Source organism: Enterobacter sp. BIDMC92, assembly GCF_001030225.1.
Lineage (GTDB): Bacteria > Pseudomonadota > Gammaproteobacteria > Enterobacterales > Enterobacteriaceae > Enterobacter > Enterobacter sichuanensis.
Map to the genome: position 1 here is coordinate 837,655 of NZ_KQ087598.1, position 26,946 is coordinate 864,600.

At 57.2% G+C, this 26,946-nt stretch carries 20 protein-coding genes; 11 read left to right on the top strand and 9 right to left on the bottom strand.

Annotation, left to right across the window (positions count from 1 at the left end; genetic code table 11):
• Positions 1–37: 37 nt before the first annotated feature.
• Both sfsA and thpR read right to left on the bottom strand, forming a co-directional pair.
• On the bottom strand, positions 38–742 hold the full coding sequence (gene sfsA, locus SP99_RS03785; RefSeq protein WP_025756800.1) for a DNA/RNA nuclease SfsA: 705 nt from the start codon (positions 740–742) through the stop codon (positions 38–40).
• Complete coding sequence (gene thpR, locus SP99_RS03790; RefSeq protein ID WP_047957774.1) at positions 732–1,286, bottom strand: RNA 2',3'-cyclic phosphodiesterase; 555 nt, start codon at positions 1,284–1,286, stop codon at positions 732–734. The genes sfsA and thpR overlap by 11 nt, the downstream gene beginning before the upstream one ends.
• A 73-nt stretch (positions 1,287–1,359) precedes the next feature.
• On the opposite strand from thpR, the gene hrpB reads away from it, so the two are divergent.
• The 6 genes from hrpB to fhuB all read left to right on the top strand — a co-directional run bounded on the left by hrpB (position 1,360) and on the right by fhuB (position 12,716).
• Complete coding sequence (gene hrpB / locus SP99_RS03795; protein ID WP_047957775.1) at positions 1,360–3,789, top strand: ATP-dependent helicase HrpB; 2,430 nt, start codon at positions 1,360–1,362, stop codon at positions 3,787–3,789.
• Positions 3,790–3,992: 203 nt separating this feature from the next.
• Positions 3,993–6,518 carry a bifunctional glycosyl transferase/transpeptidase gene (gene mrcB / locus SP99_RS03800; RefSeq protein ID WP_025756802.1) on the top strand — a complete coding sequence of 842 codons (2,526 nt, stop codon included), beginning with the start codon at positions 3,993–3,995 and terminating at the stop codon, positions 6,516–6,518.
• Positions 6,519–6,749: 231 nt separating this feature from the next.
• Positions 6,750–8,999, top strand: a complete 2,250-nt coding sequence (gene fhuA / locus SP99_RS03805) for a ferrichrome porin FhuA (RefSeq protein WP_025756803.1) — start codon at positions 6,750–6,752, stop codon at positions 8,997–8,999.
• A gap of 50 nt (positions 9,000–9,049) precedes the next feature.
• The gene (gene fhuC / locus SP99_RS03810; RefSeq protein ID WP_047957776.1) at positions 9,050–9,847 is read left to right on the top strand and encodes a Fe3+-hydroxamate ABC transporter ATP-binding protein FhuC; all 798 of its coding nucleotides are present in this window, start codon (positions 9,050–9,052) and stop codon (positions 9,845–9,847) included.
• A complete protein-coding gene (gene fhuD / locus SP99_RS03815) occupies positions 9,847–10,737 on the top strand; it encodes a Fe(3+)-hydroxamate ABC transporter substrate-binding protein FhuD (protein ID WP_047957777.1) in 891 nt (296 codons plus the stop codon). The genes fhuC and fhuD overlap by 1 nt, the downstream gene beginning before the upstream one ends.
• Positions 10,734–12,716, top strand: a complete 1,983-nt coding sequence (gene fhuB, locus SP99_RS03820; RefSeq protein WP_047957778.1) for a Fe(3+)-hydroxamate ABC transporter permease FhuB — start codon at positions 10,734–10,736, stop codon at positions 12,714–12,716. Before fhuD ends, fhuB begins: the two co-directional genes overlap by 4 nt.
• Positions 12,717–12,809: 93 nt before the next feature.
• Here the strand turns inward: fhuB and hemL are convergent, their stop codons facing one another.
• On the bottom strand, positions 12,810–14,090 hold the full coding sequence (gene hemL / locus SP99_RS03825) for a glutamate-1-semialdehyde 2,1-aminomutase (protein WP_047957779.1): 1,281 nt from the start codon (positions 14,088–14,090) through the stop codon (positions 12,810–12,812).
• Positions 14,091–14,268: 178 nt separating this feature from the next.
• On the opposite strand from hemL, the gene clcA reads away from it, so the two are divergent.
• Entirely contained in the window at positions 14,269–15,669 is a 1,401-nt protein-coding gene (gene clcA / locus SP99_RS03830) for a H(+)/Cl(-) exchange transporter ClcA (RefSeq protein WP_047957780.1), read from the top strand.
• An 85-nt stretch (positions 15,670–15,754) separates the two neighbouring features.
• The gene (erpA, locus tag SP99_RS03835) at positions 15,755–16,099 is read left to right on the top strand and encodes an iron-sulfur cluster insertion protein ErpA (protein ID WP_008501923.1); all 345 of its coding nucleotides are present in this window, start codon (positions 15,755–15,757) and stop codon (positions 16,097–16,099) included.
• Positions 16,100–16,192: 93 nt separating this feature from the next.
• Here erpA and SP99_RS03840 read toward each other — a convergent pair whose 3' ends face one another.
• Genes SP99_RS03840 through mtnN form a run of 3 tightly spaced genes read right to left on the bottom strand, consistent with a single transcriptional unit; the run spans position 16,193 to position 18,323 of the window.
• Positions 16,193–16,810, bottom strand: coding sequence for a TRIC cation channel family protein (locus tag SP99_RS03840; RefSeq protein WP_025756809.1), 618 nt, complete (start codon positions 16,808–16,810; stop codon positions 16,193–16,195).
• A gap of 21 nt (positions 16,811–16,831) precedes the next feature.
• Positions 16,832–17,632 carry a vitamin B12 ABC transporter substrate-binding protein BtuF gene (gene btuF, locus SP99_RS03845; RefSeq protein WP_047957781.1) on the bottom strand — a complete coding sequence of 267 codons (801 nt, stop codon included), beginning with the start codon at positions 17,630–17,632 and terminating at the stop codon, positions 16,832–16,834.
• Positions 17,625–18,323, bottom strand: coding sequence for a 5'-methylthioadenosine/S-adenosylhomocysteine nucleosidase (gene mtnN, locus SP99_RS03850; protein ID WP_025756811.1), 699 nt, complete (start codon positions 18,321–18,323; stop codon positions 17,625–17,627). Before mtnN ends, btuF begins: the two co-directional genes overlap by 8 nt.
• A gap of 82 nt (positions 18,324–18,405) precedes the next feature.
• Between mtnN and dgt the strand changes: the two genes are divergently transcribed.
• The 3 genes from dgt to cdaR all read left to right on the top strand — a co-directional run bounded on the left by dgt (position 18,406) and on the right by cdaR (position 22,792).
• The gene (dgt, locus tag SP99_RS03855; RefSeq protein WP_047957782.1) at positions 18,406–19,920 is read left to right on the top strand and encodes a dGTPase; all 1,515 of its coding nucleotides are present in this window, start codon (positions 18,406–18,408) and stop codon (positions 19,918–19,920) included.
• A 131-nt stretch (positions 19,921–20,051) separates the two neighbouring features.
• Positions 20,052–21,488: a serine endoprotease DegP gene (gene degP, locus SP99_RS03860; protein ID WP_025756813.1), complete on the top strand. Its 1,437-nt coding sequence runs from the start codon at positions 20,052–20,054 to the stop codon at positions 21,486–21,488.
• 146 nt (positions 21,489–21,634) lie between these two features.
• On the top strand, positions 21,635–22,792 hold the full coding sequence (gene cdaR / locus SP99_RS03865) for a DNA-binding transcriptional regulator CdaR (RefSeq protein WP_025756814.1): 1,158 nt from the start codon (positions 21,635–21,637) through the stop codon (positions 22,790–22,792).
• Between the two features lie 104 nt (positions 22,793–22,896).
• Here the strand turns inward: cdaR and SP99_RS03870 are convergent, their stop codons facing one another.
• The 3 genes from SP99_RS03870 to glnD all read right to left on the bottom strand — a co-directional run bounded on the left by SP99_RS03870 (position 22,897) and on the right by glnD (position 26,930).
• Positions 22,897–23,286, bottom strand: coding sequence for a DUF3461 family protein (locus SP99_RS03870; RefSeq protein ID WP_008501916.1), 390 nt, complete (start codon positions 23,284–23,286; stop codon positions 22,897–22,899).
• Between the two features lie 111 nt (positions 23,287–23,397).
• Positions 23,398–24,222, bottom strand: coding sequence for a 2,3,4,5-tetrahydropyridine-2,6-dicarboxylate N-succinyltransferase (gene dapD / locus SP99_RS03875; protein WP_008501915.1), 825 nt, complete (start codon positions 24,220–24,222; stop codon positions 23,398–23,400).
• Between the two features lie 32 nt (positions 24,223–24,254).
• Positions 24,255–26,930 (bottom strand): bifunctional uridylyltransferase/uridylyl-removing protein GlnD, encoded by a 2,676-nt coding sequence (gene glnD, locus SP99_RS03880; RefSeq protein ID WP_025756815.1) that lies wholly within the window; start codon positions 26,928–26,930, stop codon positions 24,255–24,257.
• Positions 26,931–26,946 lie beyond the last annotated feature (16 nt).

Below are 26,946 nucleotides of genomic sequence, written 5' to 3' on the forward strand. Positions count from 1 at the left end.
CGCGGCCAGAACACTTAATCATCAATCGCCTAATCCCTTATAAGACAATGGGAAGAGAGGATCTCAGAGTCATATTATCGGCAGAAAGTTCCGCTTTATAAGCTAAAACCTCTACCCCCTGCTTTTGTGCCTCATTCAACAATTGCGCGTATTTAGGATCAATATGGCGGGCAGGGGAGAACCGTTCAATGGCTGAATGCAATACCGCAAACAGCAACACGGCGCGTTTGCCCGCCGCCGCAACACTCATTAGCTCTCGCAGATGCTTCTGGCCACGTAGCGTTACTGCATCCGGGAAGTAGCCATTTTCCTGTTCCGCTAACGTCACTGATTTTACTTCAATATAGCACTCAGGCCTGTCTTCCGCCTGTAACATGAAGTCAATTCTGCTGCTTTCATCGCCATACTTCACTTCGCTTTTATGCGTGCCATAACCCACCAGTTCGGGAAGGGTTCCCAGAGTCAGCGCTTCCTTTACCAGCTGATTGGCGCGCAGGGTATTCACACAAATAAATGCCCCATTTTGCGTTTCAGTCATTTCCCAGGTATGGGCATATTTGCGTTTCGTATTTTCTGACGTGGAATACCAGACCGTGTCACCCGGCGTCGCGCACCCCGTCATGGCACCCGTATTGGGGCAATGCAGGGTGAGCGCTACGCCTTCTGGCGTAATCACGTCGGCAAGGAAGCGTTTGTAGCGCTGGACAAGCGTGGCATGCTGCAGGGGAGGACTAAACTTCATCAGAATTCCTTTCGGTGTTGCCCAGCGTCCAGCGCTGGAGCGGCGTATAGCGGGTGCGCCCCTGTGCAAAGACGGATTCGTAAAGCACGAATTCATTGACCGGAAAAGCCCAGTGAAAACCCGGCGGCGGGATGGCAACGGCCTGGCCGGCATCGCGCAGCAAGGTGATATGCGGATGAAACGGCTGCGGACTCTGATAACAGCCGCTGCGCGCCGCCTGTGCGCGCAGCATATTCGCCAGTTGCAATAACCCGCGCGGCGGCTGGCGCGTCCCCAGCCAGAGCACGCGCGAACGCAGCCACTGACCCGCGTCGTCGAGGTGCAGCGTAAATGCCGGCTGGGTAATACGCCCGGCCATGGCGGCTAATGCCCGCTGTTTTTCGGCGCTGACGTCCCCCAGAAAGGCCAGCGTCAGGTGCAGGTTAGCCGCTGCGACAGGGCGGCCTGCTTCCGGCGGGAAGTGTTCAGCGCGCCAGCGTACAATTTGACGCTGAAGGGGGGCGGGTAATTCAATGACAAAAAACAGCCGTTTCGACTCAGGCATAAGGGGGACTCGGTAATGATATGCGCCGATGCTACAATGTACGCCGACTAATGTTAACCCTCTGGAGCTGTTCGTGTCCTCATTGCCGGTCGCCGTCGTCCTTCCTGAGCTTCTCGCTGCCTTACACCATGCCCCGCAGGTTTTGCTAAATGCCCCTACGGGCGCGGGGAAGTCCACCTGGCTGCCGCTACAGATCCTGAAAGACGGGAACATCTGCGGGAAAATTATCCTGCTGGAGCCGCGCAGGCTGGCCGCACGCAACGTGGCGCAGCGCCTGGCGGAACTGCTGGACGAAAAACCGGGGGAGACGGTGGGGTACCGCATGCGCGCCGAAACCTGCGTGGGGCCGTCCACGCGGCTTGAGGTGGTGACCGAAGGGATCCTCACCCGCATGCTGCAAAACGATCCGGAGCTGACCGGCGTCGGGCTGGTGATCCTGGATGAATTCCACGAGCGCAGCCTGCAGGCGGATCTGGCCCTGGCGCTGTTGCTGGACGTGCAGCAGGGGCTGCGCGACGATCTTCGGCTGCTCATCATGTCGGCGACGCTGGATAATGAGCGGCTGCAGCAGGCGTTGCCGCACGCGCCGGTCATTAGCTCGGAGGGACGCGCATTCCCGGTCGAGCGGCGCTACCAGCCGCTGCCAGTGCATCAGCGTTTTGATGAGGCCGTGGCCATCGCAACCGCAGAGCTGCTGCGTCAGGAACCCGGCTCGCTGCTGCTGTTCTTACCCGGCGTGGGCGAGATCCAGCGTGTGCAGGAACAGCTGACCTCCCGCGTAAGCAGCGATGTCCTGCTGTGCCCGCTCTACGGTGCGCTGTCGCTGGCCGAACAGCGTAAAGCGATCCTGCCCGCGCCTGCGGGACAGCGTAAGGTGGTGCTGGCGACCAATATTGCTGAAACCAGTTTGACCATTGAAGGGATTCGCCTGGTGGTGGACAGCGCCCAGGAGAGAGTGGCCAGTTTTGACCCGCGTACCGGGCTGACTAAGCTTCTGACGCAGCGTATTAGCCAGGCGTCGATGGTACAGCGCGCGGGCCGTGCGGGACGTCTTGAGCCGGGTATCTGCCTGCATTTGACCAGCGCGGAGCAGGCTGAACGCGCGGCACAACAAAGTACGCCGGAAATTTTACAAAGCGATCTGTCCGGACTGGTGATGGAACTGCTGCAATGGGGCTGCCCGGACCCCGCCCAGCTGAACTGGCTTAATCCTCTGCCAGCCGTCAACCTTGCCGCTGCGCGGGCTTTACTGACTCAGCTTGGCGCCCTGGACGGTGAGCGGTTGTCCTCCCGCGGGCAAAAAATGGCCGCGCTGGGGAACGAGCCCCGGCTGGCCGCCATGCTGGTGGCGGCAAAGGGGGATGATGAAATCGCTACGGCTGCGAAACTGTCCGCTATCCTTGAGGAGCCGCCACGCGGAGGCAGCAGCGATCTGGCCCAGGCCTTTTCGCGCAATCAGGGAAACTGGCAGCAGCGGGCGCAGCAGCTGTGTAAGCGGCTTAACAGCCGCGGCGGCGTGCCAGACAGTGAGAGTATCCCACGGCTTCTGGCGCAGGCGTTTCCGGACCGGATTGCCCGTCGGCGTGGGCTGGATGGTCGCTACCAGCTGGCAAACGGTATGGGCGCGATGCTGGACAGCGATGACGCCCTGACGCGCCATGAGTGGCTGATCGCACCGCTGTTGCTGCAGGGAAGCCACTCCCCGGATGCGCGGATTTTGCAGGCGATAGCCGTGGATATTGACACCCTGACCCGCGCGTGCCCGCAGCTGCTCCAGCAGTCCGACATCGTAGAGTGGGATGATGCGCAGGGCACGCTGAAGGCATTTCGTCGCACTCAGATAGGTAAACTGACTCTCGGGACGAAGCCGCTGGCGAAGCCGTCGGAAGAGGAACTGCATCTGGCGATGCTGAACGGCATTCGGGAAAAAGGATTAGGTGTTCTGAACTGGACACCGGAGGCTGAACAGTACCGTATTCGTCTGCACTGCGCCGCGCGCTGGCTGCCAGAATATGCCTGGCCGGCGGTGGATGATGACACGTTACTTGCATCGCTGGAAACCTGGCTACTGCCGCAAATGAACGGCGTACACTCGCTTCGGGCGCTGAAAGCGCTTGATGTTAAGGTCGCGTTACAGAATTTACTCGACTGGTCGTTACGTCAACGTCTGGATAGTGAACTGCCAGGGCATTACACTGTCCCGACCGGCAGCCGGATTGCCATTCGTTATCACGAGGATAATCCGCCGGCGCTGGCGGTACGGATGCAGGAGATGTTTGGGGAGGCGACCACGCCGTCCATCGCCGAAGGGCGTGTTCCGGTGGTGCTTGAGCTGTTGTCGCCCGCGCATCGTCCGCTGCAGATCACCCGCGATCTGGGGGCGTTCTGGGCGGGGAGCTACCGTGAAGTGCAAAAAGAGATGAAGGGGCGCTACCCTAAACACGTATGGCCTGACGATCCGGCGAATACGGCGCCGACGCGGCGGACGAAGAAGTATTCGTGATGCAGGGGAAAGAGGGGCGTGCGGCCTGGACAGCGCGGCCTGATGCCCTCACCCCGGCCCTCTCCCACAGGGAGAGGGAGCAAACACTAAAGACTTTCTTGATAAGAAAGTCTTGCTGTTTATTTTGAGAGATTTCTTCTTTCACAGACCGGTGGAAGAAAAGAGAATCGGGCCTTTGCGCCTGAAAGTTGCGGAGAAAAAGCATGGCGGGGAATGACCGCGAGCCAATAGGACGTAAGGGAAGACCAACGCGTCCGGCGAAAGAAAAGGTAAGCCGTCGTCGCCTCAGAGATGAGGACTATGACGATGACTATGAAGACGATTATGAGGATGAAGAACCGATGCCGCGCAAAGGAAAAGGCAAAGGGCGTAAGCCTCGGGGCAAACGCGGCTGGTTCTGGCTGCTGCTGAAGCTGTTTATTGTTTTTGTTGTGCTGATGGCGATCTACGGCGTGTATCTGGATCAGAAGATCCGCAGCCGTATCGACGGTAAAGTCTGGCAGTTACCTGCGGCGGTGTATGGTCGTATGGTGAACCTTGAGCCGGATATGTCCATCAGTAAGAACGAGATGGTCAAACTGCTGGAAGCCACGCAGTATCGCCAGGTATCGAAAATGACGCGGCCTGGCGAATTTACCGTGCAGGCAAACAGCATTGAGATGATCCGCCGTCCGTTTGACTTCCCGGACAGCAAAGAGGGGCAGGTGCGCGCGCGTCTGACCTTTGACGGCGATCGTCTGGATACCATTGAGAACATGGATAACAACCGTCAGTTCGGTTTCTTCCGTCTCGATCCCCGTCTGATCACCATGCTCTCATCAGCAAACGGCGAACAGCGTCTGTTTGTGGCGCGTAACGGCTTCCCGGATCTGCTGGTGGACACCCTGCTGGCAACCGAAGACCGTCACTTCTACGAGCACGATGGCATCAGCCTCTACTCGATTGGCCGTGCGGTTCTGGCTAACCTCACTGCGGGGCGTACCGTGCAGGGGGCAAGTACCCTTACTCAGCAGCTGGTGAAGAACCTGTTCCTCTCCAGCGAACGCTCTTACTGGCGTAAAGCTAACGAAGCGTACATGGCCGTGCTGATGGATGCGCGCTACAGCAAGGATCGTATCCTTGAGCTGTACATGAACGAGGTGTACCTCGGTCAGAGCGGCGATAACGAAATCCGCGGCTTCCCGCTGGCGAGTCTGTATTACTTTGGTCGTCCGGTCGAAGAGCTAAGTCTTGACCAGCAGGCGCTGCTGGTGGGCATGGTGAAAGGGGCGTCCATCTACAACCCTTGGCGTAACCCGAAACTGGCGCTGGAACGTCGTAACCTGGTACTGCGTCTGCTGCAACAACAGCAGGTGATTGACCAGGAGCTGTACGACATGCTGAGCGCGCGTCCGCTGGGCGTTCAGCCGCGCGGTGGGGTGATCTCGCCTCAGCCGGCGTTTATGCAGCTGGTGCGTCAGGAGCTGCAGAGCAAGCTGGGTGATAAAGTGAAAGATCTTTCCGGCGTGAAGATCTTCACCACCTTCGACTCCGTGGCGCAGGATGCGGCAGAAAAAGCGGCGGTGGAAGGCATTCCGGCACTGAAGAAACAGCGTAAGCTCTCCGATCTTGAAACCGCGATGGTGGTGGTTGACCGTAACAGCGGTGAAGTTCGCGCGATGGTGGGCGGGGCTGAGCCGCAGTTTGCGGGTTACAACCGTGCCATGCAGGCGCGTCGTTCGATCGGTTCTCTGGCAAAACCGGCGACCTATCTTACTGCTCTGAGTCAGCCAAATCAGTATCGCCTGAATACCTGGATTGCGGATGCGCCGATCTCCCTGCGTCAGCCTAACGGCCAGGTCTGGTCACCGCAGAACGATGATAAACAGTTCAGCGGCCAGGTGATGCTGGTGGATGCGTTAACGCGCTCCATGAACGTGCCAACGGTCAATCTGGGGATGTCGCTGGGCCTGCCGGCCATTGTCGACACCTGGCAGAAACTCGGCGTGTCGAAAGATCAGCTGCACCCGGTGCCTGCGATGATTCTCGGTGCGCTTAACCTGACGCCGATCGAAGTGGCGCAGGCGTTCCAGACCATTGCCAGCGGCGGTAACCGTGCACCGCTGTCAGCGCTGCGTTCGGTGATTGCCGAGGATGGCTCCGTACTGTATCAGAGCTTCCCGCAGGCGGAGCGTGCCGTTCCTGCTCAGGCTGCCTATATGACGCTGTGGACGATGCAGCAGGTTGTGCAGCGTGGCACCGGGCGTCAGCTGGGGGCGAAGTATCCGGGTCTGCATCTGGCGGGTAAAACCGGGACCACCAACAACAACGTTGATACCTGGTTCGCCGGTATTGACGGGCGTGAAGTGGTGATCACCTGGGTAGGTCGCGATAATAACCAGCCGACCAAGCTGTACGGTGCGAGCGGGGCGATGTCGATTTACCAGCGCTATCTGGCTAATCAGTCTCCGGTTCCGCTGAACCTGGTTGCGCCGGAAGACATCGTCGATATGGGCGTGGACAGCTCCGGTAACTTCGTCTGCGGCGGCGGGATGCGCACGCTGCCAGTCTGGACCACAAACCCGGACTCGCTGTGCCAGCAAAGCCAGCCAGAACAGCCAACCGGTAACCCGTTTGAGCAGTCTTCTCAGCCACAGCAGCCGCAGCAGCAACAGCCGCAGCAGCAGAATGAGAAGAAAGACAGCGACGGTGTCGCAGGCTGGATTAAAGATATGTTCGGCGGTAACTAATCGCCTCAGGTCCCCCCGCAAGGGGGGATTTTTTTACCCATTCTCCCCATTTTTTTAACCCTCTTTTTAATACTGATTAACCCTTCGTTTTCTCCTGGTTATTTCTTAAACCCTTAATTCTCGTAGGGCCGCGTACTGCTTGCTTTGCAGCCAACGTTTCGCCTATTATGCTGCGGTCATAATAATAATTCTCGTTTACGTTATCATTCACTTTTCCATCAGAGATACACCATGGCGCTTTCCAATACTGCTCAGCCAATTAACACGTCGCTGCGTAAAATCGCGGTCGTTGTAGCCACAGCGGTTGCCGGCATGTCGGCTTATACACATGCTGCCGAAACCCCTAAAAAAGAAGAAACCATTACGGTAACCGCAGCACCAGCGGCACAGGAGAGTGCCTGGGGTCCGGCTGCAACCATCGCAGCGAGACAATCCGCGACCGGGACCAAAACGGATACCCCCATCCAAAAGGTACCGCAGTCAATTTCTGTAGTAACAGCTGAAGAGATGGCGCTGCATCAGCCGCGCTCGGTTAAAGAAGCTCTGAGTTACACGCCAGGCGTTGCGGTAGGCACCCGTGGTGCATCCAACACCTATGACTATTTGATTATCCGTGGCTTTGCGGCCGATGGTCAGACACAAAATAACTACCTCGATGGCATGAAAATGCAGGGGAACTTCTATAACGACGCGGTGATCGATCCTTATATGCTGGAGCGCGCCGAGATCATGCGCGGTCCGGTTTCCGTTCTGTATGGCAAAAGCAGCCCTGGTGGCTTGCTGAATATGGTAAGTAAGCGCCCAACCACCGAGCCGCTGAAAGAGATCCAGTTCAAAGTAGGTACGGATAGCCTGTTCCAGACCGGGTTTGATTTTAGTGATGCCATCGACGACGACGGCGTTTACTCTTATCGCTTAACGGGTGTAGCGCGCTCTAATAACGCTCAGCAGGAGCGTGCAGAAGAGCAGCGTTATGCCATCGCGCCATCTTTCTCCTGGCGTCCTGATGAGAAGACGACCTTTACGTTCCTCTCTTATTTCCAGAACGAGCCTGAAACGGGTTACTACGGCTGGTTACCGAAAGAGGGGACGGTCGATCCGTTGCCAAACGGCGATCGTCTGCCGACTGACTTCAACGAAGGCGCGAAGAACAATACCTATTCCCGTAACCAGAAAATGGTGGGATATAGCTTCGACCACGAATTCAACGATACCTTTACCGTGCGCCAGAACCTGCGCTTTGCCGAGAATAAAACCTCGCAAAACAGTGTTTACGGTTATGGCGTCTGCACCGATCCGGCGAATGCAGGCAACAAACAGTGTGCGGCGCTGTCCCCTGCTGATAAAGGGCATTATCTGGCGCGTAAATACGTTGTCGATAATGAAAAACTGCAGAACTTCACCGTTGATACCCAGCTGCAAAGCAAATTCGCTACTGGCGAGGTGGATCACATTCTGCTGACCGGCGTTGACTTTATGCGCATGCGGAATGACATCAACTCCTGGTTCGGTTATGACGACTCGGTTCCGCTGCTGGATCTTTATCATCCTGTGAACAGCGATTTTGATTTCGGTGCAAAAGATCCGGCTAACTCAGGTCCTTACCAGGTCCTGAACCGCCAGAAGCAGACTGGTCTTTATGTTCAGGATCAGGCGCAGTGGGATAAAGTGCTGGTCACGTTGGGCGGCCGTTATGACTGGGCTGATCAGGAGTCCTATAACCGTGTGTTCAATACCACGTCCAAACGTGATGACACCCAGTTTACCTGGCGTGGCGGTGTTAACTACCTGTTTGATAACGGTGTAACCCCGTACTTTAGCTACAGCGAATCGTTTGAACCGGCTTCGCAGACTGATGCTCAGGGTAAACTGTTCTCTCCGTCTAAAGGCAAGCAGTACGAAGCGGGCGTGAAATACGTTCCGGACGATCGTCCGATTGTCGTCACCGGTGCGTTGTACCAGTTAACCAAAACCAACAACCTGATGGCGGACCCGGCGGGCTCCATCTTCTCGGTTGAGGGCGGTGAAATCCGTGCCCGTGGCGTAGAGCTGGAAGCGAAAGCTGCACTGTCTGCGAGCGTTAACGTTGTCGGCTCCTATACCTACACCGATGCGGAATACACCACCGATACCAATTACAAAGGCAACACGCCTGCACAGGTTCCAAAACATATGGCATCGTTGTGGGGTGATTACACCCTCTTTGATGGCGCGCTTTCCGGCCTGACGTTGGGTACCGGCGTGCGTTATACCGGTTCAAGCTATGGCGATGCGGCGAACTCCTTCAAAGTGGGCAGCTATACCGTCGTCGATGCGCTGGTCCGATACGATCTGGCTCGCGTTGGTATGGCCGGTTCGAACGTGGCGCTGCACGTGAATAACCTGTTCGATCGTGAGTACGTTGCCAGCTGCTTCAACACCTACGGTTGCTTCTGGGGTGCTGAACGTCAGGTTGTTGCCACCGCGACCTTCCGCTTCTAACCGCTCTTTGGGCACGGTTCGCCGTGCCCTTTTTATTTAAGTTGGCTGATATGCAGGATAATCAAACGCAACCCGACACCACCTTTACGCTCAACCATCTCTCCTTTCGCGTACCCGGACGCACGCTGCTGCATCCGCTCTCTCTGACGTTTCCGGCTGGAAAAGTCACGGGTCTGATTGGTCACAACGGCTCCGGTAAATCCACACTGCTCAAAATGCTGGGCCGTCATCAGCCGCCTTCAGAAGGCGACATTCTGCTGGACAACCAACCGCTGGAGAGCTGGAGCAGTAAAGCCTTCGCGCGTAAAGTGGCCTATCTGCCGCAGCAGCTGCCGCAGGCGGAAGGGATGACGGTACGCGAGCTGGTGGCCATTGGGCGTTATCCCTGGCATGGCGCGCTGGGGCGCTTCGGCGTCGCCGACAGGGAGAAAGTGGAAGAGGCGATTGCGCTGGTGGGACTAAAACCGCTGGCGCACCGGCTGGTGGATAGCCTCTCCGGCGGAGAGCGTCAGCGCGCATGGATTGCGATGCTGGTGGCGCAGGACAGCCGCTGCCTGCTGCTCGACGAGCCGACCTCCGCGCTGGATATTGCCCACCAGGTCGATGTGCTGGCGCTGGTGCATCGCTTAAGTCAGCAGCGGGGTCTGACGGTGATTGCGGTCCTGCATGACATCAATATGGCCGCGCGTTATTGTGACTACCTTGTCGCGCTACGTGGTGGCGAGATGATTGCACAGGGCTTGCCGTCCGAGCTGATGCGCAGTGAAACGCTGGAACGCATTTACGGTATTCCGATGGGGATTCTGCCTCACCCTGCCGGGGCTGCGCCGGTGAGCTTTGTATACTGATGCTGAATAACATACTTATCAGCCGCCGCCGCCTGCTGACGGCGATGGCGCTCTCACCGCTGCTGTTAAAAATGACGCCGGCGCGCGCTGCCGCCGTCGATCCGCACCGTATTGTGGCCCTGGAGTGGCTGCCGGTCGAGCTGATGATGGCGCTCGGCGTTACGCCCTACGGCGTGGCGGATATTCCCAATTACACCCTGTGGGTGAATGAGCCGAAACTGCCGGACTCAGTGATCGACGTCGGCCTGCGTACCGAACCAAACCTTGAGCTGCTCACCCAGATGAAACCGTCATTCCTGTTCTGGTCGGCGGGCTACGGTCCATCAGAAGAGGTAATGGCACGCATTGCGCCAGGACGCGGATTCGCATTCAGCGATGGTAAAAAACCGTTGAGCGTGGCGAAAAACTCGATTAACGAGATGGCGCATTTCCTCAACCGCGAGGCCGAGGCCAAACAGCATCTTCAGGAATTTGATGATCTGATAGCTACGTTAAAACCGCGTTTTGTGCACCGGGGCGATCGCCCGCTGCTGATGGTGACGCTGCTGGATGCCCGCCATATGCTGGTCTTTGGTAAAAACTGCCTGTTCCAGGAAGTGCTCGACAGTTTTGGCATCCGTAATGCCTGGGAAGGGGAGATGACGTTCTGGGGCAGCACTGCCGTGGGTATCGACCGCCTGGCGGCGTTTCGTGATGTGGATGTGCTCTGTTTTGACCACGGGAACGAACGTGACATGCAGACGCTGATGGCGACACCGCTGTGGCAGGCGATGCCGTTTGTGCGTGAGCAGCGCTTCCAGCGCGCTCCGGCGGTCTGGTTCTACGGCGCGACGCTGTCAGCCATGCACTTTGCCCGGGTGCTGGATAACGCGCTGGGAGGTAAAGCATGAGCAAGCGTATCGCCCGCTTCCCGGCGTTGCTTTTGGCCGTACTTTTCCTCGCCGCGCTGGGGTTAACCTGGTTCAACCTCTCGGCGGCGCTGCCGCGTGGACAGTGGAGCGGCGCGCTGGCCGCTCCGGATATCGATAACATTCAGCAGATGCTGTTCCACTACAGTCTGCTGCCGCGTCTGGCGATCTCGCTCCTGGTGGGTGCCGGTTTGGGGCTGGTGGGCGTTCTGTTCCAGCAGGTTTTACGTAATCCACTGGCGGAGCCCACGACGCTCGGCGTCGCGACCGGCGCACAGCTTGGGATCACGGTCATCACGCTGTGGTCCCTGCCAGGGGCGCTGGCTTCGCAGTTTGCCGCACTCGCGGGGGCGTGCGTGGTGGGGGCGCTGGTCTTTGGCGTGGCCTGGGGCAAACGCCTCTCCCCCGTGACGCTGATTCTGGCCGGGCTGGTGGTAAGCCTCTATTGCGGGGCGATTAACCAGCTGCTGGTGCTGTTCCACCACGATCGGCTGCAAAGCATGTTCTTGTGGAGTACCGGCACGCTCACCCAGACCGACTGGAGCGTCGTGCAGCGCCTGTGGCCACAGCTGGCCGGCGGCACCGTACTGACGCTGTTGCTCCTGCGTCCACTCACGCTGATGGGACTGGATGATGGTGTGGCGCGTAATCTGGGGCTGGCGCTGTCGCTGGCGCGCCTGGCTGCATTGACGCTGGCGATTGTATTGAGTGCCCTGCTGGTGAACGCGGTTGGCATCATCGGGTTTATCGGCCTGTTTGCCCCGCTGCTGGCGAAAATGCTCGGGGCGCGTCGTTTGCTGGCGCGTCTGCTGCTGGCCTCGCTGATTGGGGCGCTGATCCTCTGGCTTTCCGATCAGTTGATTCACTGGCTGGCGCGGGTGTGGCGGGAAGTCTCTACCGGGTCGGTCACGGCGCTTATCGGTGCGCCGCTTCTGCTCTGGCTGCTGCCGCGTCTGCGCAGCATGAGCGCGCCGGCGATGGATGCGGGCGATAAAGTCTCTGCTGAACGTCAGTCGGTGCTGTGGTTTAGCCTTGCCGGTCTGGCGGTGCTGGTTATCGCCTCGTTTACTGCGCTCGCTTTCGGGCGCGATGCGGCGGGCTGGCACTGGGCAACGGGCGAGTTGCTTAACGAATTGCTGCAGTGGCGCTGGCCGCGTATCTTCGCTGCGCTGATCGCCGGGGTGATGCTGGCGGTAGCGGGGTGCATCATTCAGCGTCTGACCGGCAACCCGATGGCGAGCCCGGAAGTGCTCGGGATCAGCTCTGGCGCCGCCTTTGGCGTGGTGCTGATGCTGTTCTTTGTGCCGGGCAATGCGTTTGCCTGGCTGATGCCTGCCGGTAGTCTCGGTGCGGCGGCCACGCTGATGATTATCCTCATTGCTGCCGGTCGCGGCGGATTTTCTCCGCACCGAATGTTGCTGGCCGGGATGGCGCTCAGCACCGCGTTTACGATGCTGCTGATGATGCTGCAGGCGAGCGGTGACCCGCGTATGGCGAAGATCCTGACCTGGATTTCCGGCTCAACGTACGGTGCTACCGGCAGCCAGGTTGTCTGGTCCGGGATCGTGATGATCGTGCTGCTGGCGATGGTGCCGCTGTGCCGTCGCTGGATGACTATTCTGCCGCTCGGCGGTGAAACCGCGCGTGCGGTGGGCATGGCGCTGACGCCAGCGCGTGTTGCTCTGCTGCTGCTGGCGGCGTGCCTGACGGCGACGGCAACCATGACGATCGGACCGCTGAGTTTTGTGGGATTAATGGCGCCGCATATTGCGAGAATGATGGGATTCCGCCGGACGATGCCGCATATTGTGATGTCAGCCCTCACGGGTGGGGTCATGCTGGTGTTTGCGGACTGGTGCGGAAGAATGGTGCTGTTCCCGTATCAGATCCCGGCGGGTCTGCTGTCGACCTTCATAGGTGCGCCGTATTTTATTTATCTGTTGAGAAAGCAGAGTCGGTAATAAAAGTAAACGGCAATCCTTAGATTGCCGTTTTAGTGTTTGCTCCCTCTCCCCGTGGAAGAGGGTTGGGGTGAGGGCATCAAGCCGCACATCTTAAAGCTTCGCAAACACCTTACGCGCCGCGTCGATGGTGTTATTGATATCTTCTTCGCTGTGCGCCACGGACATAAAGCCCGCTTCGAACGCTGACGGCGCCAGGTAGACGCCTTCTTCCAGCATCAGGTGGAAGAAGCGCTTGAAGCGTTCGACGTCGCATTTCACCACGTCCTGATAGCAGGTCACGGTTTTCGCATCGGTGAAGAAAATCCCGAACATGCCGCCCACGTGGTTCACAACCAGCGGAATACCGGCTTCCTCTGCCGCGTCAAGCAGTCCGTTTGCCAGCTGCGTGGTCAGCTCAGTCAGGGTTTCATGAACCCCCGGTTGAGCCACTTCGCTCAGGCAGGCAAAACCTGCCGCCATCGCAATCGGGTTACCGGAGAGCGTGCCTGCCTGGTAGACCGGGCCGGTTGGTGCCAGGGCTTCCATGACATCCTTACGCCCACCAAATGCCCCGACCGGCATGCCGCCGCCGATGATTTTGCCAAGACAGGTCAGGTCTGGCTCAACGCCATAATAAGACTGGGCACCCGCCAGCGCCACGCGGAAGCCGGTCATCACTTCGTCGATGATCAGCAGGGCGCCAAATTCATCGCACAGGGCACGCAGGCCAGGCAGGAAATCAGGCTGCGGTGGGATGCAGTTCATGTTACCCGCAACAGGCTCAACGATAATGCAGGCGATCTCCTGCGGATACTGCTCGAACGCCGCGCGAACGGAAGCCAGATCGTTGTAGGTGCAGGTCAGAGTATGTTTGGCGAAATCTGCCGGTACGCCAGGAGAGTTTGGCTGGCCGAGGGTCAGCGCGCCGGAGCCCGCTTTCACCAGCAGGCAGTCCGCATGACCATGGTAACAGCCTTCAAATTTGACGATCTTATCGCGGCCAGTGAAGCCACGCGCCAGGCGGATGGCGCTCATGGTCGCTTCGGTACCGGAGTTCACCATACGCACCATGTCCATGGTGGGCACCAGCTCGGTGACCAGCTCCGCCATTTTCACTTCCATCTCGGTTGGCGCACCGAAGCTCAGGCCGCGCTGTGCGGCTTCGATCACCGCGTTACGGATAGCCGGGTGGTTGTGGCCCAGCACCATCGGGCCCCAGGAGCCGACATAATCGATATAGGCTTTGCCATCGACATCATACAGATACGCGCCGTCAGCACGTTCGATAAACAGCGGCGTACCGCCCACGCCGGTAAAGGCGCGCACAGGTGAGTTCACGCCACCCGGAATAAGCTCGCGGGCTGCACTGTAGAGGTTTTCAGACTTGCTCATGGCGTCGTTCCTGGTTCGTATAAAATGATTAAGCACACTATTCTAAGTGATCCGCGGAAGGTAATGAAATTTTTGCCCGTTTTCACGGCTAAACAATTGTTAAGTATTTTTCACGGGAAGACGCGACGCACTCTGGTAAAATCCCTGCGGCTATTTGTATGACGAAAAAGAAACGGTAATGAAAGCAGATATCCCCACTTTCGAAGAACAGCAGTTCAGACGTGCCCAACACCGTATCAGCATCCGGCGGCTGATTAATCGCGATAAAACGCCGCTGGCAATCCTGCTCGCCGCTGCCGTGGTGGGTATCCTCGCGGGTCTGGTTGGTGTGGCGTTTGAAAAAACGGTGAATGCCGTCCTCAACTGGCGAGTGGGCACCGTAGCCGGTTTCGCCGACAACCCCTGGCTGGTCTGGGCTGGGGCATTCGGGCTCTCTGCGCTGTTTGCCATGGTGGGCTATTTTTTGGTGCGCAAATTTGCGCAGGAGGCGGGGGGCTCTGGCATCCCGGAAATTGAAGGTGCGCTGGAGGAGTTACGCCCGGTGCGCTGGTGGCGGGTGATCCCGGTGAAATTTATCGGTGGTATGGGAACCCTCGGTGCGGGGATGGTGCTGGGACGTGAGGGACCGACCGTACAGCTGGGCGGGAATGTCGGGCGTATGGTGGGGGACCTGTTTCGGATGCGCAGCGCGGAAGCGCGCCATACGCTGCTGGCCACCGGTGCGGCAGCGGGGCTTTCAGCCGCGTTCAACGCGCCGCTGGCGGGGATTTTGTTCATCATTGAAGAGATGCGCGCCCAGTTCCGCTACAACCTGATCTCCATAAAAGCGGTCTTTACCGGCGTCATTATGTCGAGCATTGTTTTTCGCATTTTTAATGGCGAAAGCCCGGTGATAGAAGTGGGGAAACTGACCAATGCGCCGGTGAATACGCTGTGGCTTTACCTGATCCTCGGCATGATTTTTGGTGTGGTGGGCCCGCTGTTTAATATCTTTATTTTACGCGCTCAGGATATGTTCCAGCGTATTCATGGTGGGAATACAACCAAATGGGTTCTCATGGGCGGCCTGCTGGGTGGGATGTGCGGGGTGCTCGGCTTTATTGAACCGAACGCCGCCGGCGGCGGGTTCGGGCTGATCCCGATTGCGGCTGCGGGGAACTTCAGCGTGGGCCTGCTGCTGTTTATGTTTATCTCCCGTGTCATCACCACGGTGCTCTGTTTTTCCTCCGGTGCGCCCGGCGGGATATTCGCCCCGATGCTGGCGCTGGGAACGCTGCTCGGCACTGCCTTTGGCATGGCGGCCGAGGCCGGTTTTCCGGCATACCATCTGGAAGCCGGCACCTTTGCGATTGCCGGAATGGGGGCGCTGCTGGCGGCGTCCCTGCGTGCGCCGTTGACCGGGATCGTGCTGGTGCTGGAGATGACGGACAATTACCAGCTCATTTTGCCAATGATCATTACCTGTCTCGGCGCGACACTATTAGCCCAATTCCTGGGTGGAAAACCGCTATACTCCACCCTTCTTGCGCGTACCCTGGCAAAGCAAGAGGCTGAACGGGCCGCAACGCAGAATACTTGAATGAATTACCAGGGTATTAGATAATGACACAAAGAATTGGGTGAATTTTACCCAATAGCAGTAGCAGTATTCATGGGAGCATAAGATGAGTGATGATGTAGCTGTGCCGCTGGAATTTACCGAAGCAGCAGCCAACAAAGTGAAAACCCTGATTGCCGACGAAGACAATCCGGATCTGAAACTGCGTGTCTATATTACCGGTGGCGGCTGCAGCGGCTTCCAGTATGGTTTTACCTTTGACGATCAGGTCAACGATGGCGATATGACTATCGAGAAGCAGGGTGTCGCACTGGTGGTTGACCCGATGAGCCTGCAATATCTGGTGGGCGGTTCGGTGGATTATACCGAAGGTCTGGAAGGTTCGCGCTTTGTGGTGACCAACCCGAATGCGACAAGCACCTGCGGGTGTGGTTCTTCGTTCAGTATTTAAGAGGGTGCGGGCTGATGCCCTCACCCCGGCCCTCTCCCACAGGTAGAGGGAGGAAAGACTAAAAACGGTAACCTTGCGGTTACCGTTTTGCGTTTACCTGTCATCCAGCGCAAACGTCGGCAGCTTCAGATGCCAGCGTATCGCCGCTAAACGTATCACCAGCGTCACGACCATTCCCAGCATCGCTGCATTTTCCAGTGGGATCGCAAAGGTGTAGTACGCGGTCGCATGAACAATCCCGCCCGCAATACAGGCCGTTGCGTATATTTCAGTACGCAGGATCATCGGTACTTCACGCGCCAGAATGTCGCGGATGATCCCGCCGCCCACGCCGGTTAAAACGCCCATGCAGATCGCCACCATCGGGCCGGTGCCCGCATTAAACGCCTTGTTTACGCCGATCCCGACAAACACGGCCAGGCCCACCGCATCCAGTACCGGCAGTATCCATTTCGGTAATCGGCGAGGCTGGCGAACCAGCACAATGGTTAACAGGCAGGTGACCATCGCCACCACCAGATCGGTCGGATCTTTTACCCAAAATACCGGGCCATTTGCCAGCGCCATATCACGGATAGTCCCACCTCCCACGGCGGTGACCACGCCCAGCACCAGCACGCCAAACGGATCCATGCGTAGTTTTCCGGCGAGCAGGACGCCGGAGATAGCAAAAACGGCTGTGCCAAGAATATCCAGCCAATAAACGAGCATCGTTAAATCCTCGAACGAATGTTAGTGACTCTCTGCCAGCGCGGCACAGAGCTGTTTTGCGGCGAGGATAATACGCGGGCTGGCGCGTTCAAACCAGTCGCTGTTGAGCGGGATCACCGGAATTTTCAGCTGCCTTTGCCAGAATTGTTCAATTTTAGGAATCTCGCTCGCATTTCCGACCACGACGATAGCCTGTGGCTGGCGCGCCAGAACCTGTTCACGGCTTACCTGGGGCCACGGTACGCGGCTGGCCGCAAAAATATTCTCACCACCACAGACTTCCAGTACCTGGTTCTGAATCGATCCCTTTCCGGTGGTGAACAGCGGCTGGCTGCCAAACTGCAGGAAGATGCGCTTTTTCACGGGCGTGTCGTAGCGGGCTTTCAGCGCGGCATAGGCGCTGAGCATCTGTCTGGCGGCGTCTTCCGCCTTTTTGGGGGTAGGGCTATAGGGAGCCAGGGCGCGTAGCGCCTGCGCGACTTGTTCAATGCTCACCGCGTCAACCCACATCACCCTGATGCCAAGCGAGGTCAGCTGGTTGACCTGCCGCTCGGCATTGCCGCCGCGCCAGGCCAGCACGAGATCCGGTTTAAGCGCCACGATGCGCTCAAGGTTCATCCCTTGCCAGGTCGCCACCTGTTCAATGCCCGCAGCCTGCGGGGGATAATCGGAAAAGCTGCTCACACCAACGGGGGTAATGCCGGCGGCAAACGCCAGTTCAGTGTTCGCGGGGGAGAGCGTAATCACACGCGGTACCGCATAGAGCCACAGCGGTGCGAAAAGAAGCAGGGCGGCCAGCGCCCTGATGCTATGTTTAGCCACGTGCCAGAGTCTGCACCAGACGTTCCACCATCACGGTGGACTGTTTTGCCGCAACGGTCAGGAACTCGTCGAAGCTGATGTGGGACTGCTGGTCAGCCACGTCTGAGATGGCGCGAACCACCACGAACGGCACGCTGAAGTTATGGCAAACGTGAGCGATCGCGGTCGCTTCCATCTCAACGGCCACCGCCTGCGGGAAGTTATGGCGAATTTTCGCCAGACCCACGGAGCCATTGATAAACGCATCGCCGCTGACAATCAGGCCGCGTACCGCGTTGAGATTGAGCTCCGCAATGCAGGTTTCTGCCGCGGCAATCAGTTTGTCGTCAGCCTTGAATCCTGCCGGACAGCCCGGGAGCTGGCCGTACTCGTAGCCGAAGGCGGTCACGTCTGCATCGTGGTAACGCGCTTCGTCGGAGACCACGATATCACCCACTTTCAGCGTCGGCGCCAGGCCGCCTGCAGAGCCGGTATTAACGATCACGTCCGGCTTGCAGCGCTCAAGCAGCAGGGTTGCACCCAGTGCAGCAGCCACTTTACCGATGCCTGATTTCAGCAGAGCCACGTCAACACCGTTCAGCTGGCCGGTGTAGATCTCACAACCCCCCAGAGAGAGTGTCTGACGGTTCTCAATTTTGTCACGCAGCAGCGTAACTTCTTCTTCCATTGCACCAATAATGCCGATTTTCATAGATTTACTCGCGATGTGCCTTGTTAAGATGCATAGTCTATCATGCGGTTAAGGGGAAACGCATTCTCAGGCGGGGGAGCACATGTCACCAATCGATTTTCGCACCAAAATTAACTGGCACCGACGTTTCCGTTCGCCGCAGGGCGACAAGAGCGAACATGAGATCCTGCGTATCTTCGAAAGCGATCGCGGACGGATCATCAACTCGCCCGCCATCCGTCGTCTGCAGCAAAAGACCCAGGTGTTTCCGCTTGAGCGTAACGCTGCGGTGCGCACGCGCCTGACCCACTCCATGGAAGTGCAGCAGGTGGGGCGCTATATTGCCAAAGAGGTGTTGAGCCGCCTGAAAGAACAGCGTTTGCTGGAAACCTATGGTCTGGACGAACTGACGGGACCTTTCGAGAGCATCGTTGAGATGGCCTGTCTGATGCATGACATCGGCAACCCGCCTTTCGGTCACTTTGGTGAGGCGGCAATTAATGACTGGTTTAAACAACGGCTGTACCCCTCGGATGCGGTCAGTCAGCCTCTTAGCGATGACCGCTGCATCGTACGCGATCTCCGCCTGCGTGAAGGTGAAGAGGGGTTAAACGATCTGCGGCGTAAAGTGCGGCAGGATCTCTGTCATTTCGAGGGTAATGCCCAGGGCATCCGGCTGGTCCATTCACTGATGCGTATGAACCTGACCTGGGCCCAGGTCGGTTGCATCCTGAAATATACCCGCCCCGCCTGGTGGATGGGGGAGACGCCTGCGTCCCACAGCTATTTAATGAAAAAACCGGGCTATTACCTTTCTGAAGAGGCCTATATTGAACGGCTGCGTAAAGAACTCTCATTGACGCCAAACGGCCGCTTTCCATTGACCTGGATTATGGAAGCCGCAGATGATATTTCCTATTGCGTGGCCGATCTGGAAGACGCCGTTGAGAAAAGAATCTTCAGCGTCGAGGAACTTTATCAGCATCTTTATGCGGCGTGGGGGACCCATGAAAAAGGGTCGCTGTTTGCGCAGGTTGTCGAAAATGCCTGGGAAAAATCACGCTCAAATACATTAAGCCGTAGTACGGAAGATCAATTCTTTATGTATTTGCGGGTCAATACATTAAATAAACTGGTGCCGTATGCGGCGTCGCGCTTTATTGATAATTTACCGCTGATTTTCGACGGGGAATTCAATCATGCGCTGCTGGAGGATGACAGTAGTTTCAGTCAACTGCTCGAACTTTATAAACATGTGGCGATGCGGCATGTGTTCAGCCATCCGGATGTTGAACAGTTAGAGCTGCAGGGTTACCGGGTAATCAGTGGGTTACTGGAAATTTATTCCCCGTTGCTTCAGCTGTCGGTCGACGAGTTCAGTGAGTTGGTGGAACACGAGCGCGTGCGCCGAATACCTATCGAATCGCGACTTTATCAGAAACTCTCTACCCGTCATCGTCTGGCGTATGTCGAAGCGATGAGCAAGCTGGATCGCCATTCTCCTCAATGGCCGGTGATGGAATATTATTATCGCTGCCGTCTTATCCAGGACTATATCAGCGGCATGACCGACCTGTATGCCTGGGATGAATACCGCAAGCTCATGGCGGTGGAATAACCCCGGAGTTTTGTAAAGACGGCCAATAAATTTTTACCTTTTCCATAAACTTATCGCCGGAACTAAGCGGTATAAAATGAATCTGAGTTACACAGCAATTTTGCGTTACCTGTAAATCGAGATTGAGAAACATGAAAAAAACCACATTAGCAATGAGTGCACTGGCTCTGAGTTTAGGTTTAGCGCTGTCTCCTCTGACTGCTACTGCAGCCGAGACCGCGTCGTCGGCAGCAACCGCGCAGCAGATGCCAAGCCTGGCACCGATGCTCGAAAAAGTGATGCCATCGGTGGTGAGTATTAACGTTGAGGGTAGCACGACCGTCAATACGCCGCGCATGCCGCGTAACTTCCAGCAGTTCTTTGGCGACAACTCGCCGTTCTGCCAGGACGGTTCACCTTTCCAGAGCTCTCCGTTCTGTCAGGGCGGTGGCGCGGGGGATGACAGCCAGGGCGGCGGCCAGCAACAGAAATTCATGGCGCTTGGCTCTGGGGTCATTATTGATGCAGCGAAAGGCTACGTCGTGACCAACAACCACGTTGTTGATAACGCTAACAGCATTAAAGTTCAGCTCAGCGATGGTCGTAAATTCGACGCTAAAGTGGTCGGTAAAGATCCGCGCTCTGACATCGCGCTGATCCAGATTCAGGATCCGAAAAACCTGACGGCGATTAAGATTGCCGACTCCGACGCGCTGCGCGTGGGCGACTATACCGTCGCGATCGGTAACCCGTTCGGTCTGGGTGAAACGGTGACCTCCGGTATCGTCTCTGCCCTGGGGCGCAGTGGCCTTAATGCCGAAAACTATGAAAACTTCATCCAGACGGATGCGGCGATCAACCGCGGTAACTCCGGCGGCGCGCTGGTGAACCTGAACGGTGAACTGATCGGTATCAATACCGCGATCCTGGCACCGGACGGCGGCAACATCGGTATCGGCTTTGCGATCCCAAGTAACATGGTGAAAAACCTGACCGCGCAGATGGTGCAGTATGGCCAGGTGAAACGCGGTGAGCTGGGTATCCTCGGTACGGAGTTGAACTCCGAACTGGCGAAGGCGATGAAGGTTGACGCCCAGCGCGGGGCATTCGTCAGCCAGGTGATGCCGAACTCCTCTGCCGCAAAAGCGGGCATTAAAGCGGGGGATGTGATCACCTCCCTGAACGGTAAACCGATCAGCAGCTTTGCCGCCCTGCGTGCGGAAGTGGGTTCCATGCCAATTGGCAGTAAAGTCACCCTCGGCCTGTTGCGCGACGGCAAGGCGGTTAACGTGAGCCTGGAGCTGCAGCAGAGCAGCCAGAATCAGGTTGATTCAAGCACCATCTTCAGCGGTATTGAAGGCGCAGAGATGAGCAACAAAGGGGCAGATAAAGGCGTGGTAGTGAATAACGTAAAAGCGAATTCACCTGCAGCCCGTATCGGCCTGAAGAAAGGAGATGTGATCATGGGCGCTAACCAGCAGCCGGTGAAAAACATCGCGGAACTGCGCAAAATTCTCGACAGCAAGCCTTCCGTGCTGGCGCTCAATATCCAGCGTGGTGACACCTCTATTTACCTGCTGATGCAGTAATCCTCTTAAGCCCCTGTACGCAGGGGCTTTCTCTTTTCTGTGACCCTTTCCACAAGTCCATACTTCTCTCCCCGGCTTTGTGCATCTGCACAATGCGACCGTAACGGAACTCCCCTATGCTTGAGCTCTGCTCACAGGAGGGTTACATGGCTGGCTGGCATCTTGATACCAAAATGGCGCAGGATATTGTGGCGCGCACCATGCGCATCATCGATACCAATATCAACGTAATGGATGCCCGTGGGCGCATTATAGGTAGCGGCGATCGTGAACGGATTGGGGAATTGCACGAAGGTGCGCTGCTGGTGCTTTCCCAGGGGCGGGTCGTGGATATCGACGATGCGGTAGCGAAACATCTTCACGGTGTTCGTCAGGGTATTAATTTACCGCTGCGCCTGGAAGGGGAAATTGTTGGCGTTATTGGCCTGACCGGGGAACCGGAGTCTCTGCGAAAATATGGCGAGCTGGTCTGTATGACGGCTGAAATGATGCTGGAGCAGTCGCGCCTGATGCACCTGCTGGCGCAGGACAGCCGCCTGCGCGAAGAGCTGGTGATGAATCTAATTCAGGCGGAAGAGCATACGCCTGCACTCAGTGAGTGGGCGCAGCGTCTGGGGATCGATCTGAACCAGCCACGCGTGGTGGCGGTGATTGAGGTGGATAGCGGCCAGCTTGGCGTGGATAGCGCGATGGCGGAGCTGCAGCAGCTGCAAAATGCGCTGGCGACGCCGGAACGCAATAATCTGGTGGCGATTGTTTCTCTGACGGAAATGGTGGTGCTCAAACCGGCGCTTAATCAGTTTGGTCGCTGGGATGCGGAAGATCATCGCCGTCGTGTGGAGCAGCTGATTGCGCGTATGCAGGAGAATGGTCACCTGCGTTTTCGCGTTGCACTGGGAAATTACTTTACCGGGCCGGGCAGTATCGCCCGCTCGTGGCGGACTGCACGCACCACCATGATGGTGGGCAAACAGCGAATGCCGGAAAGCCGTAGTTACTTCTATCAGGATTTGATGTTGCCGGTGTTGCTCGACAGCCTGCGTGGCGGCTGGCAGGCCAACGAGCTGGCGCGCCCGTTGGCACGCCTGAAAGCGATGGACAATAACGGTCTGCTGCGCCGGACGCTACAGGCGTGGTTTCGCCATAACGTGCAGCCGCTGGCAACGTCGAAGGCGCTGTTTATTCACCGCAATACCCTGGAGTATCGGCTCAACCGGATTTCGGAACTGACGGGGTTAGATCTGGGGAATTTCGACGACAGGTTGCTGTTGTATGTGGCGTTGCAGCTGGATGAACAGCGATGATGCTTTTTGCCGGGTGGCGGCTTCGCCTTACCCGGCCTTCATGATGGTTTTCGCCCTCTCCCTGTGGGAGAGGGCCGGGATGAGGGCATCAGGCCGCACCCAACTTATTTGTTGCGAGTTAATTTCTCAAGATCCGCTTCAATCTCGCTGATCTTGTTAGTGACAACGCTTTCCAGATGACGCAGATCGTCAAGGATCTTACGCTTGAGATCAACTTCAGTACGGTCGCGCTGGCAGATCTGATCGAGTTCATCGATCACATAACGCAGGTTAGGGCTGATTTCCTGTACTTCTTTGTAACCCTGTCCTACGCCGTCAGCAACGACGGTCTTACGCTGGCGTGGATATTTAAACTTCACGCTTTTGGCGAAAAACTCGCCTTTATCCTTGTGAAAATAGATTTTCAAAATATCGTTATTGGCTTCCTGACGGAGGCTGTAACGATCAATTTCATCAGGATTGGTAATGCCCAGACTTTTCAGATTATCGTACATAGCGGTACCCTTGATCTCAACATAACCTTTGAATAATTAACGAAAAAATCTACTTTCGCCACCCTCAGATACAAAAAAAGCGGGGTTGCCCCCGCTTTTTGTTATACCCGATTAATCGATGGTACGCAGCAACTCATTGATGCCGACTTTACCGCGGGTTTTCGCATCCACTTTCTTCACGATAACCGCACAGTACAGGCTGTATTTACCATCTTTAGACGGCAGGTTGCCGGAGACCACCACAGAGCCTGCCGGAACGCGGCCGTAATGCACTTCGCCGGTTTCGCGGTCGTAAATACGGGTGCTCTGACCGATGTAAACGCCCATGGAGATCACGGAGCCTTCTTCAACGATCACGCCTTCTACTACTTCAGAACGCGCGCCGATGAAGCAGTTGTCTTCGATGATGGTCGGGTTAGCCTGCAGTGGCTCCAGAACACCACCAATGCCCACGCCGCCGGACAGGTGAACGTTTTTACCGATCTGCGCGCAGGAACCGACCGTCGCCCAGGTGTCTACCATCGTACCTTCGTCAACGTAGGCACCGATGTTCACGTAGGATGGCATCAGCACGGTATTGCGTGCGATGAATGCCCCCTGACGTACCGCCGCTGGCGGTACCACGCGGAAGCCTTCTTTCTGGAAACGCGCTTCGTCGTAGTCAGCGAATTTCATCGGCACTTTATCGAAATAGCGGCTTTCAGCTCCGTCGATAACCTGGTTATCGTTGATACGGAAAGAGAGCAGCACGGCTTTTTTCAGCCATTGATGAGTGACCCACTGACCGTCGATTTTTTCTGCCACGCGCAGGGCGCCGGAATCCAGCAGGGAAATCACCTGGTTTACCGCTTCACGGGTCACGGTATCCACATTTGCCGGGGTAATCTCGGCGCGACGCTCAAAGGCGGACTCAATAACGTTCTGTAACTGCTGCATGGTTTACTCTTTCCATTTCACTAAAAAACACGTCACCCTTTATCGTTTGGATTGAGGGCTGCTGTCAACCGTTGTTGCACTTCAAGTTGCAGGTCATTATTAAGGGCACGCCGGTCCGCTGTGGCGATTATAAATAAATCTTCTACTCGCTCGCCAATGGTTGTAATTCTTGCCCCATGAAGCGAAATTCCCAGATCGGCAAAAACCTGGCCGACGCGGGCAAGTAGCCCAGGCTGGTCGAGCGCAATCAGCTCCAGGAACGATTTACGGTCGGTGTGGGTCGGCAGGAAATTGACCTCGGTATCGACGGTAAAGTGGCGCAGCTTCGCCGGCTGGCGACGCGGCTGCGGCGGCTGCCAGCTGCGCTGGGTAATCGCCTGTTCCAGACCAAAGCGTATTCCTTCATGTCTGTCAGACGATAGCGGGCTGCCGTCCGGTTCCAGTACAATAAAGGTATCCATCGCCATGCCGTCGCGGGTCGTGAAAATCTGCGCATCGTGAACGCTCAGATTACGCCTGTCCAGCTCGGCGCACACCGCAGCAAACAGATAGGGCCGGTCCGGGCTCCAGATGAAAATCTCCGTCCCACCGCGCGTGGCCTGTGGGCTGAGCAGGATCATCGGCTGTGACAAGTCATGCCGGAGCAGGTGCCGCGCATGCCACGCAAGCTGGTTTGGGCTATGGCGGACAAAGTAGTTAGCGCGACAGCGGGCCCAAATCTGGTGTAACGCCTCTTCATCAATGTTGTCCATACGCAGCAGCGCCAGGGCCTGCAGCTGATGGTGGCGTACACGCTCGCGCATGTCCGGGGTATTTTGCATCCCGCGACGCAGCTGTTTTTCCGTCGCAAAGTAGAGCTCACGCAGCAGGCTCTGCTTCCAGCTGTTCCACAGCGTTTCGTTGGTGGCGCAGATATCGGCCACCGTCAAGCAGACCAGATAGCGCAGACGGTTTTCCGTCTGAACCTCCTCCGCAAACTGCTTGATGACCTCTGGATCCTGAATATCACGACGCTGGGCGGTGACAGACATCAGCAGGTGATGGCGCACCAGCCAGGCAACCAGCTGTGTTTCGCGTGAGTTCAGGCCATGCAGTTCGGCAAATTTCAGCACATCCTGCGCGCCCAGGACCGAATGGTCACCGCCACGACCTTTGGCGATGTCGTGGAAGAGGGCGGCAATCAGGATCAGTTCTGGATGAGTAAGGCGCGGCCATAATTCCACGCACAGCGGGTGACGGGAGCGCGTCTCTTCTTTCGCAAAGCTCTCCAGCTTGAGCATAACGCGAATGGTATGTTCATCCACCGTGTAGGCGTGGAACAGATCGAATTGCATCTGCCCGACAATGTGCGACCACTGCGGCATATAGGCCCACAGCACGCTGTGGCGGTGCATCGGCAGCAGACCGCGGCTGACGGCGCCCGGGTGGCGAAGCATGCTCAGGAACAGCGATCGGGCTTCCGGGATATAGCACAGCGGCTCCGTCAAATGACGGCGCGCATGGCGCAGATGACGCAGAGTGGTGGAGTAGATCCCGGTGATGGTGCTGTTGCGAACCATGGTGTAGAACATCCGCAGGATCGCTTCCGGCTCGCGAATAAACAGCGTTTCGTCGCGCAGATCGATAAGCGTGCCGCGCAGCTGGAATTCGTCATCAATCGGGCGCGGTTTTTCGTCCGCCGTCAGCGCCAGGATGGCCTCGTCGAACAGCTGCAGCAGCATCTGGTTGAGCTCGGTGACGCGGCGGGTGACGCGGAAGAAATCCTTCATCATGTGCTCAACCGGCTCGTTTCCTTCACCGCTGTAGTTGAGGCGCTGGGCAACGCTGAGCTGACGGTCAAACAGCAGACGGTTATCGTAGCGGGTGACTTCCAGATGCAGGGCGAAGCGAATGCGCCACAGCAGGTGCAGACACTCGTTGAGCTCGTTACGTTCAGCCTCGGTTAAGAAGCCAAAGCCCACCATTTCATCCAGCGAGGTGGCGCCAAAGTGGCGCCGGGCGACCCACTGTAAGGTGTGGATGTCGCGCAGGCCGCCAGGGCTGCTTTTAATGTCCGGCTCAAGGTTATAGCTGGTGCCGTGGTAGCGCTGGTGGCGCTGGTTTTGCTCCTCGACCTTCGCCGCGAAGAACTTTTCTGACGGCCAGAAGCCGTCGCTGAAGATGTGTTTTTGCAGCTCCAGGAACAGCGCGACGTCGCCAATCAGCAGACGGGTTTCAATCAGGTTAGTGGCCACGGTCAGGTCTGATAACCCTTCCAGCAGACACTCTTCCAGGGTGCGCACGCTGTGGCCGACTTCCAGTTTGACGTCCCAGAGCAGGGTCAGCAGTTCGCCAATCTTTTGCGCCTGTTCGTCCGGCAGCTTTTTACGGCTTAAGATCAGGAGATCGATATCGGAAAGCGGGTGCAGCTCTCCGCGGCCATAGCCCCCGACGGCAACCAGCGCCACATCACTGATTTGCCCAAATCCGTAATCGATCCACAGACGCTGCAGCAGCTGATCGATAAATTCGGTACGCGCTTCGATCAGTTGCTCGGCGGAGATACCGGCATCAAACGCGCTGCCCAGCCAGCGCTGGAAGACATCCATATGGGCTTTAATGCCGGCGCAGTTCAACTCGTGCTGCGGCCAGACGCCCGGGTTGTCGGGCTGGTCGGGGAGGGTGGGAAGTGCTGTGTTAGCATACTGTTCGGGTAAAAGATTACTCATCGTGCGCCACCCATAA

What these genes read in the sequence shown, in the direction of transcription:
- fhuA (WP_025756803.1), top strand. Translation starts at nt 6,750, where the DNA reads ATGGCGCTTTCCAATACTGCTCAGCCAATTAACACGTCGCTGCGTAAA.
- cdaR (WP_025756814.1), top strand. Translation starts at nt 21,635, where the DNA reads ATGGCTGGCTGGCATCTTGATACCAAAATGGCGCAGGATATTGTGGCG.
- fhuC (WP_047957776.1), top strand. Translation starts at nt 9,050, where the DNA reads ATGCAGGATAATCAAACGCAACCCGACACCACCTTTACGCTCAACCAT.
- mtnN (WP_025756811.1), bottom strand. Translation starts at nt 18,323, where the DNA reads ATGAAAATCGGCATTATTGGTGCAATGGAAGAAGAAGTTACGCTGCTG.
- clcA (WP_047957780.1), top strand. Translation starts at nt 14,269, where the DNA reads ATGAAAGCAGATATCCCCACTTTCGAAGAACAGCAGTTCAGACGTGCC.
- fhuB (WP_047957778.1), top strand. Translation starts at nt 10,734, where the DNA reads ATGAGCAAGCGTATCGCCCGCTTCCCGGCGTTGCTTTTGGCCGTACTT.
- hemL (WP_047957779.1), bottom strand. Translation starts at nt 14,090, where the DNA reads ATGAGCAAGTCTGAAAACCTCTACAGTGCAGCCCGCGAGCTTATTCCG.
- sfsA (WP_025756800.1), bottom strand. Translation starts at nt 742, where the DNA reads ATGAAGTTTAGTCCTCCCCTGCAGCATGCCACGCTTGTCCAGCGCTAC.
- thpR (WP_047957774.1), bottom strand. Translation starts at nt 1,286, where the DNA reads ATGCCTGAGTCGAAACGGCTGTTTTTTGTCATTGAATTACCCGCCCCC.
- glnD (WP_025756815.1), bottom strand. Translation starts at nt 26,930, where the DNA reads ATGAGTAATCTTTTACCCGAACAGTATGCTAACACAGCACTTCCCACC.
- dapD (WP_008501915.1), bottom strand. Translation starts at nt 24,222, where the DNA reads ATGCAGCAGTTACAGAACGTTATTGAGTCCGCCTTTGAGCGTCGCGCC.
- SP99_RS03840 (WP_025756809.1), bottom strand. Translation starts at nt 16,810, where the DNA reads ATGCTCGTTTATTGGCTGGATATTCTTGGCACAGCCGTTTTTGCTATC.
- erpA (WP_008501923.1), top strand. Translation starts at nt 15,755, where the DNA reads ATGAGTGATGATGTAGCTGTGCCGCTGGAATTTACCGAAGCAGCAGCC.
- dgt (WP_047957782.1), top strand. Translation starts at nt 18,406, where the DNA reads ATGTCACCAATCGATTTTCGCACCAAAATTAACTGGCACCGACGTTTC.
- degP (WP_025756813.1), top strand. Translation starts at nt 20,052, where the DNA reads ATGAAAAAAACCACATTAGCAATGAGTGCACTGGCTCTGAGTTTAGGT.
- SP99_RS03870 (WP_008501916.1), bottom strand. Translation starts at nt 23,286, where the DNA reads ATGTACGATAATCTGAAAAGTCTGGGCATTACCAATCCTGATGAAATT.
- mrcB (WP_025756802.1), top strand. Translation starts at nt 3,993, where the DNA reads ATGGCGGGGAATGACCGCGAGCCAATAGGACGTAAGGGAAGACCAACG.
- fhuD (WP_047957777.1), top strand. Translation starts at nt 9,847, where the DNA reads ATGCTGAATAACATACTTATCAGCCGCCGCCGCCTGCTGACGGCGATG.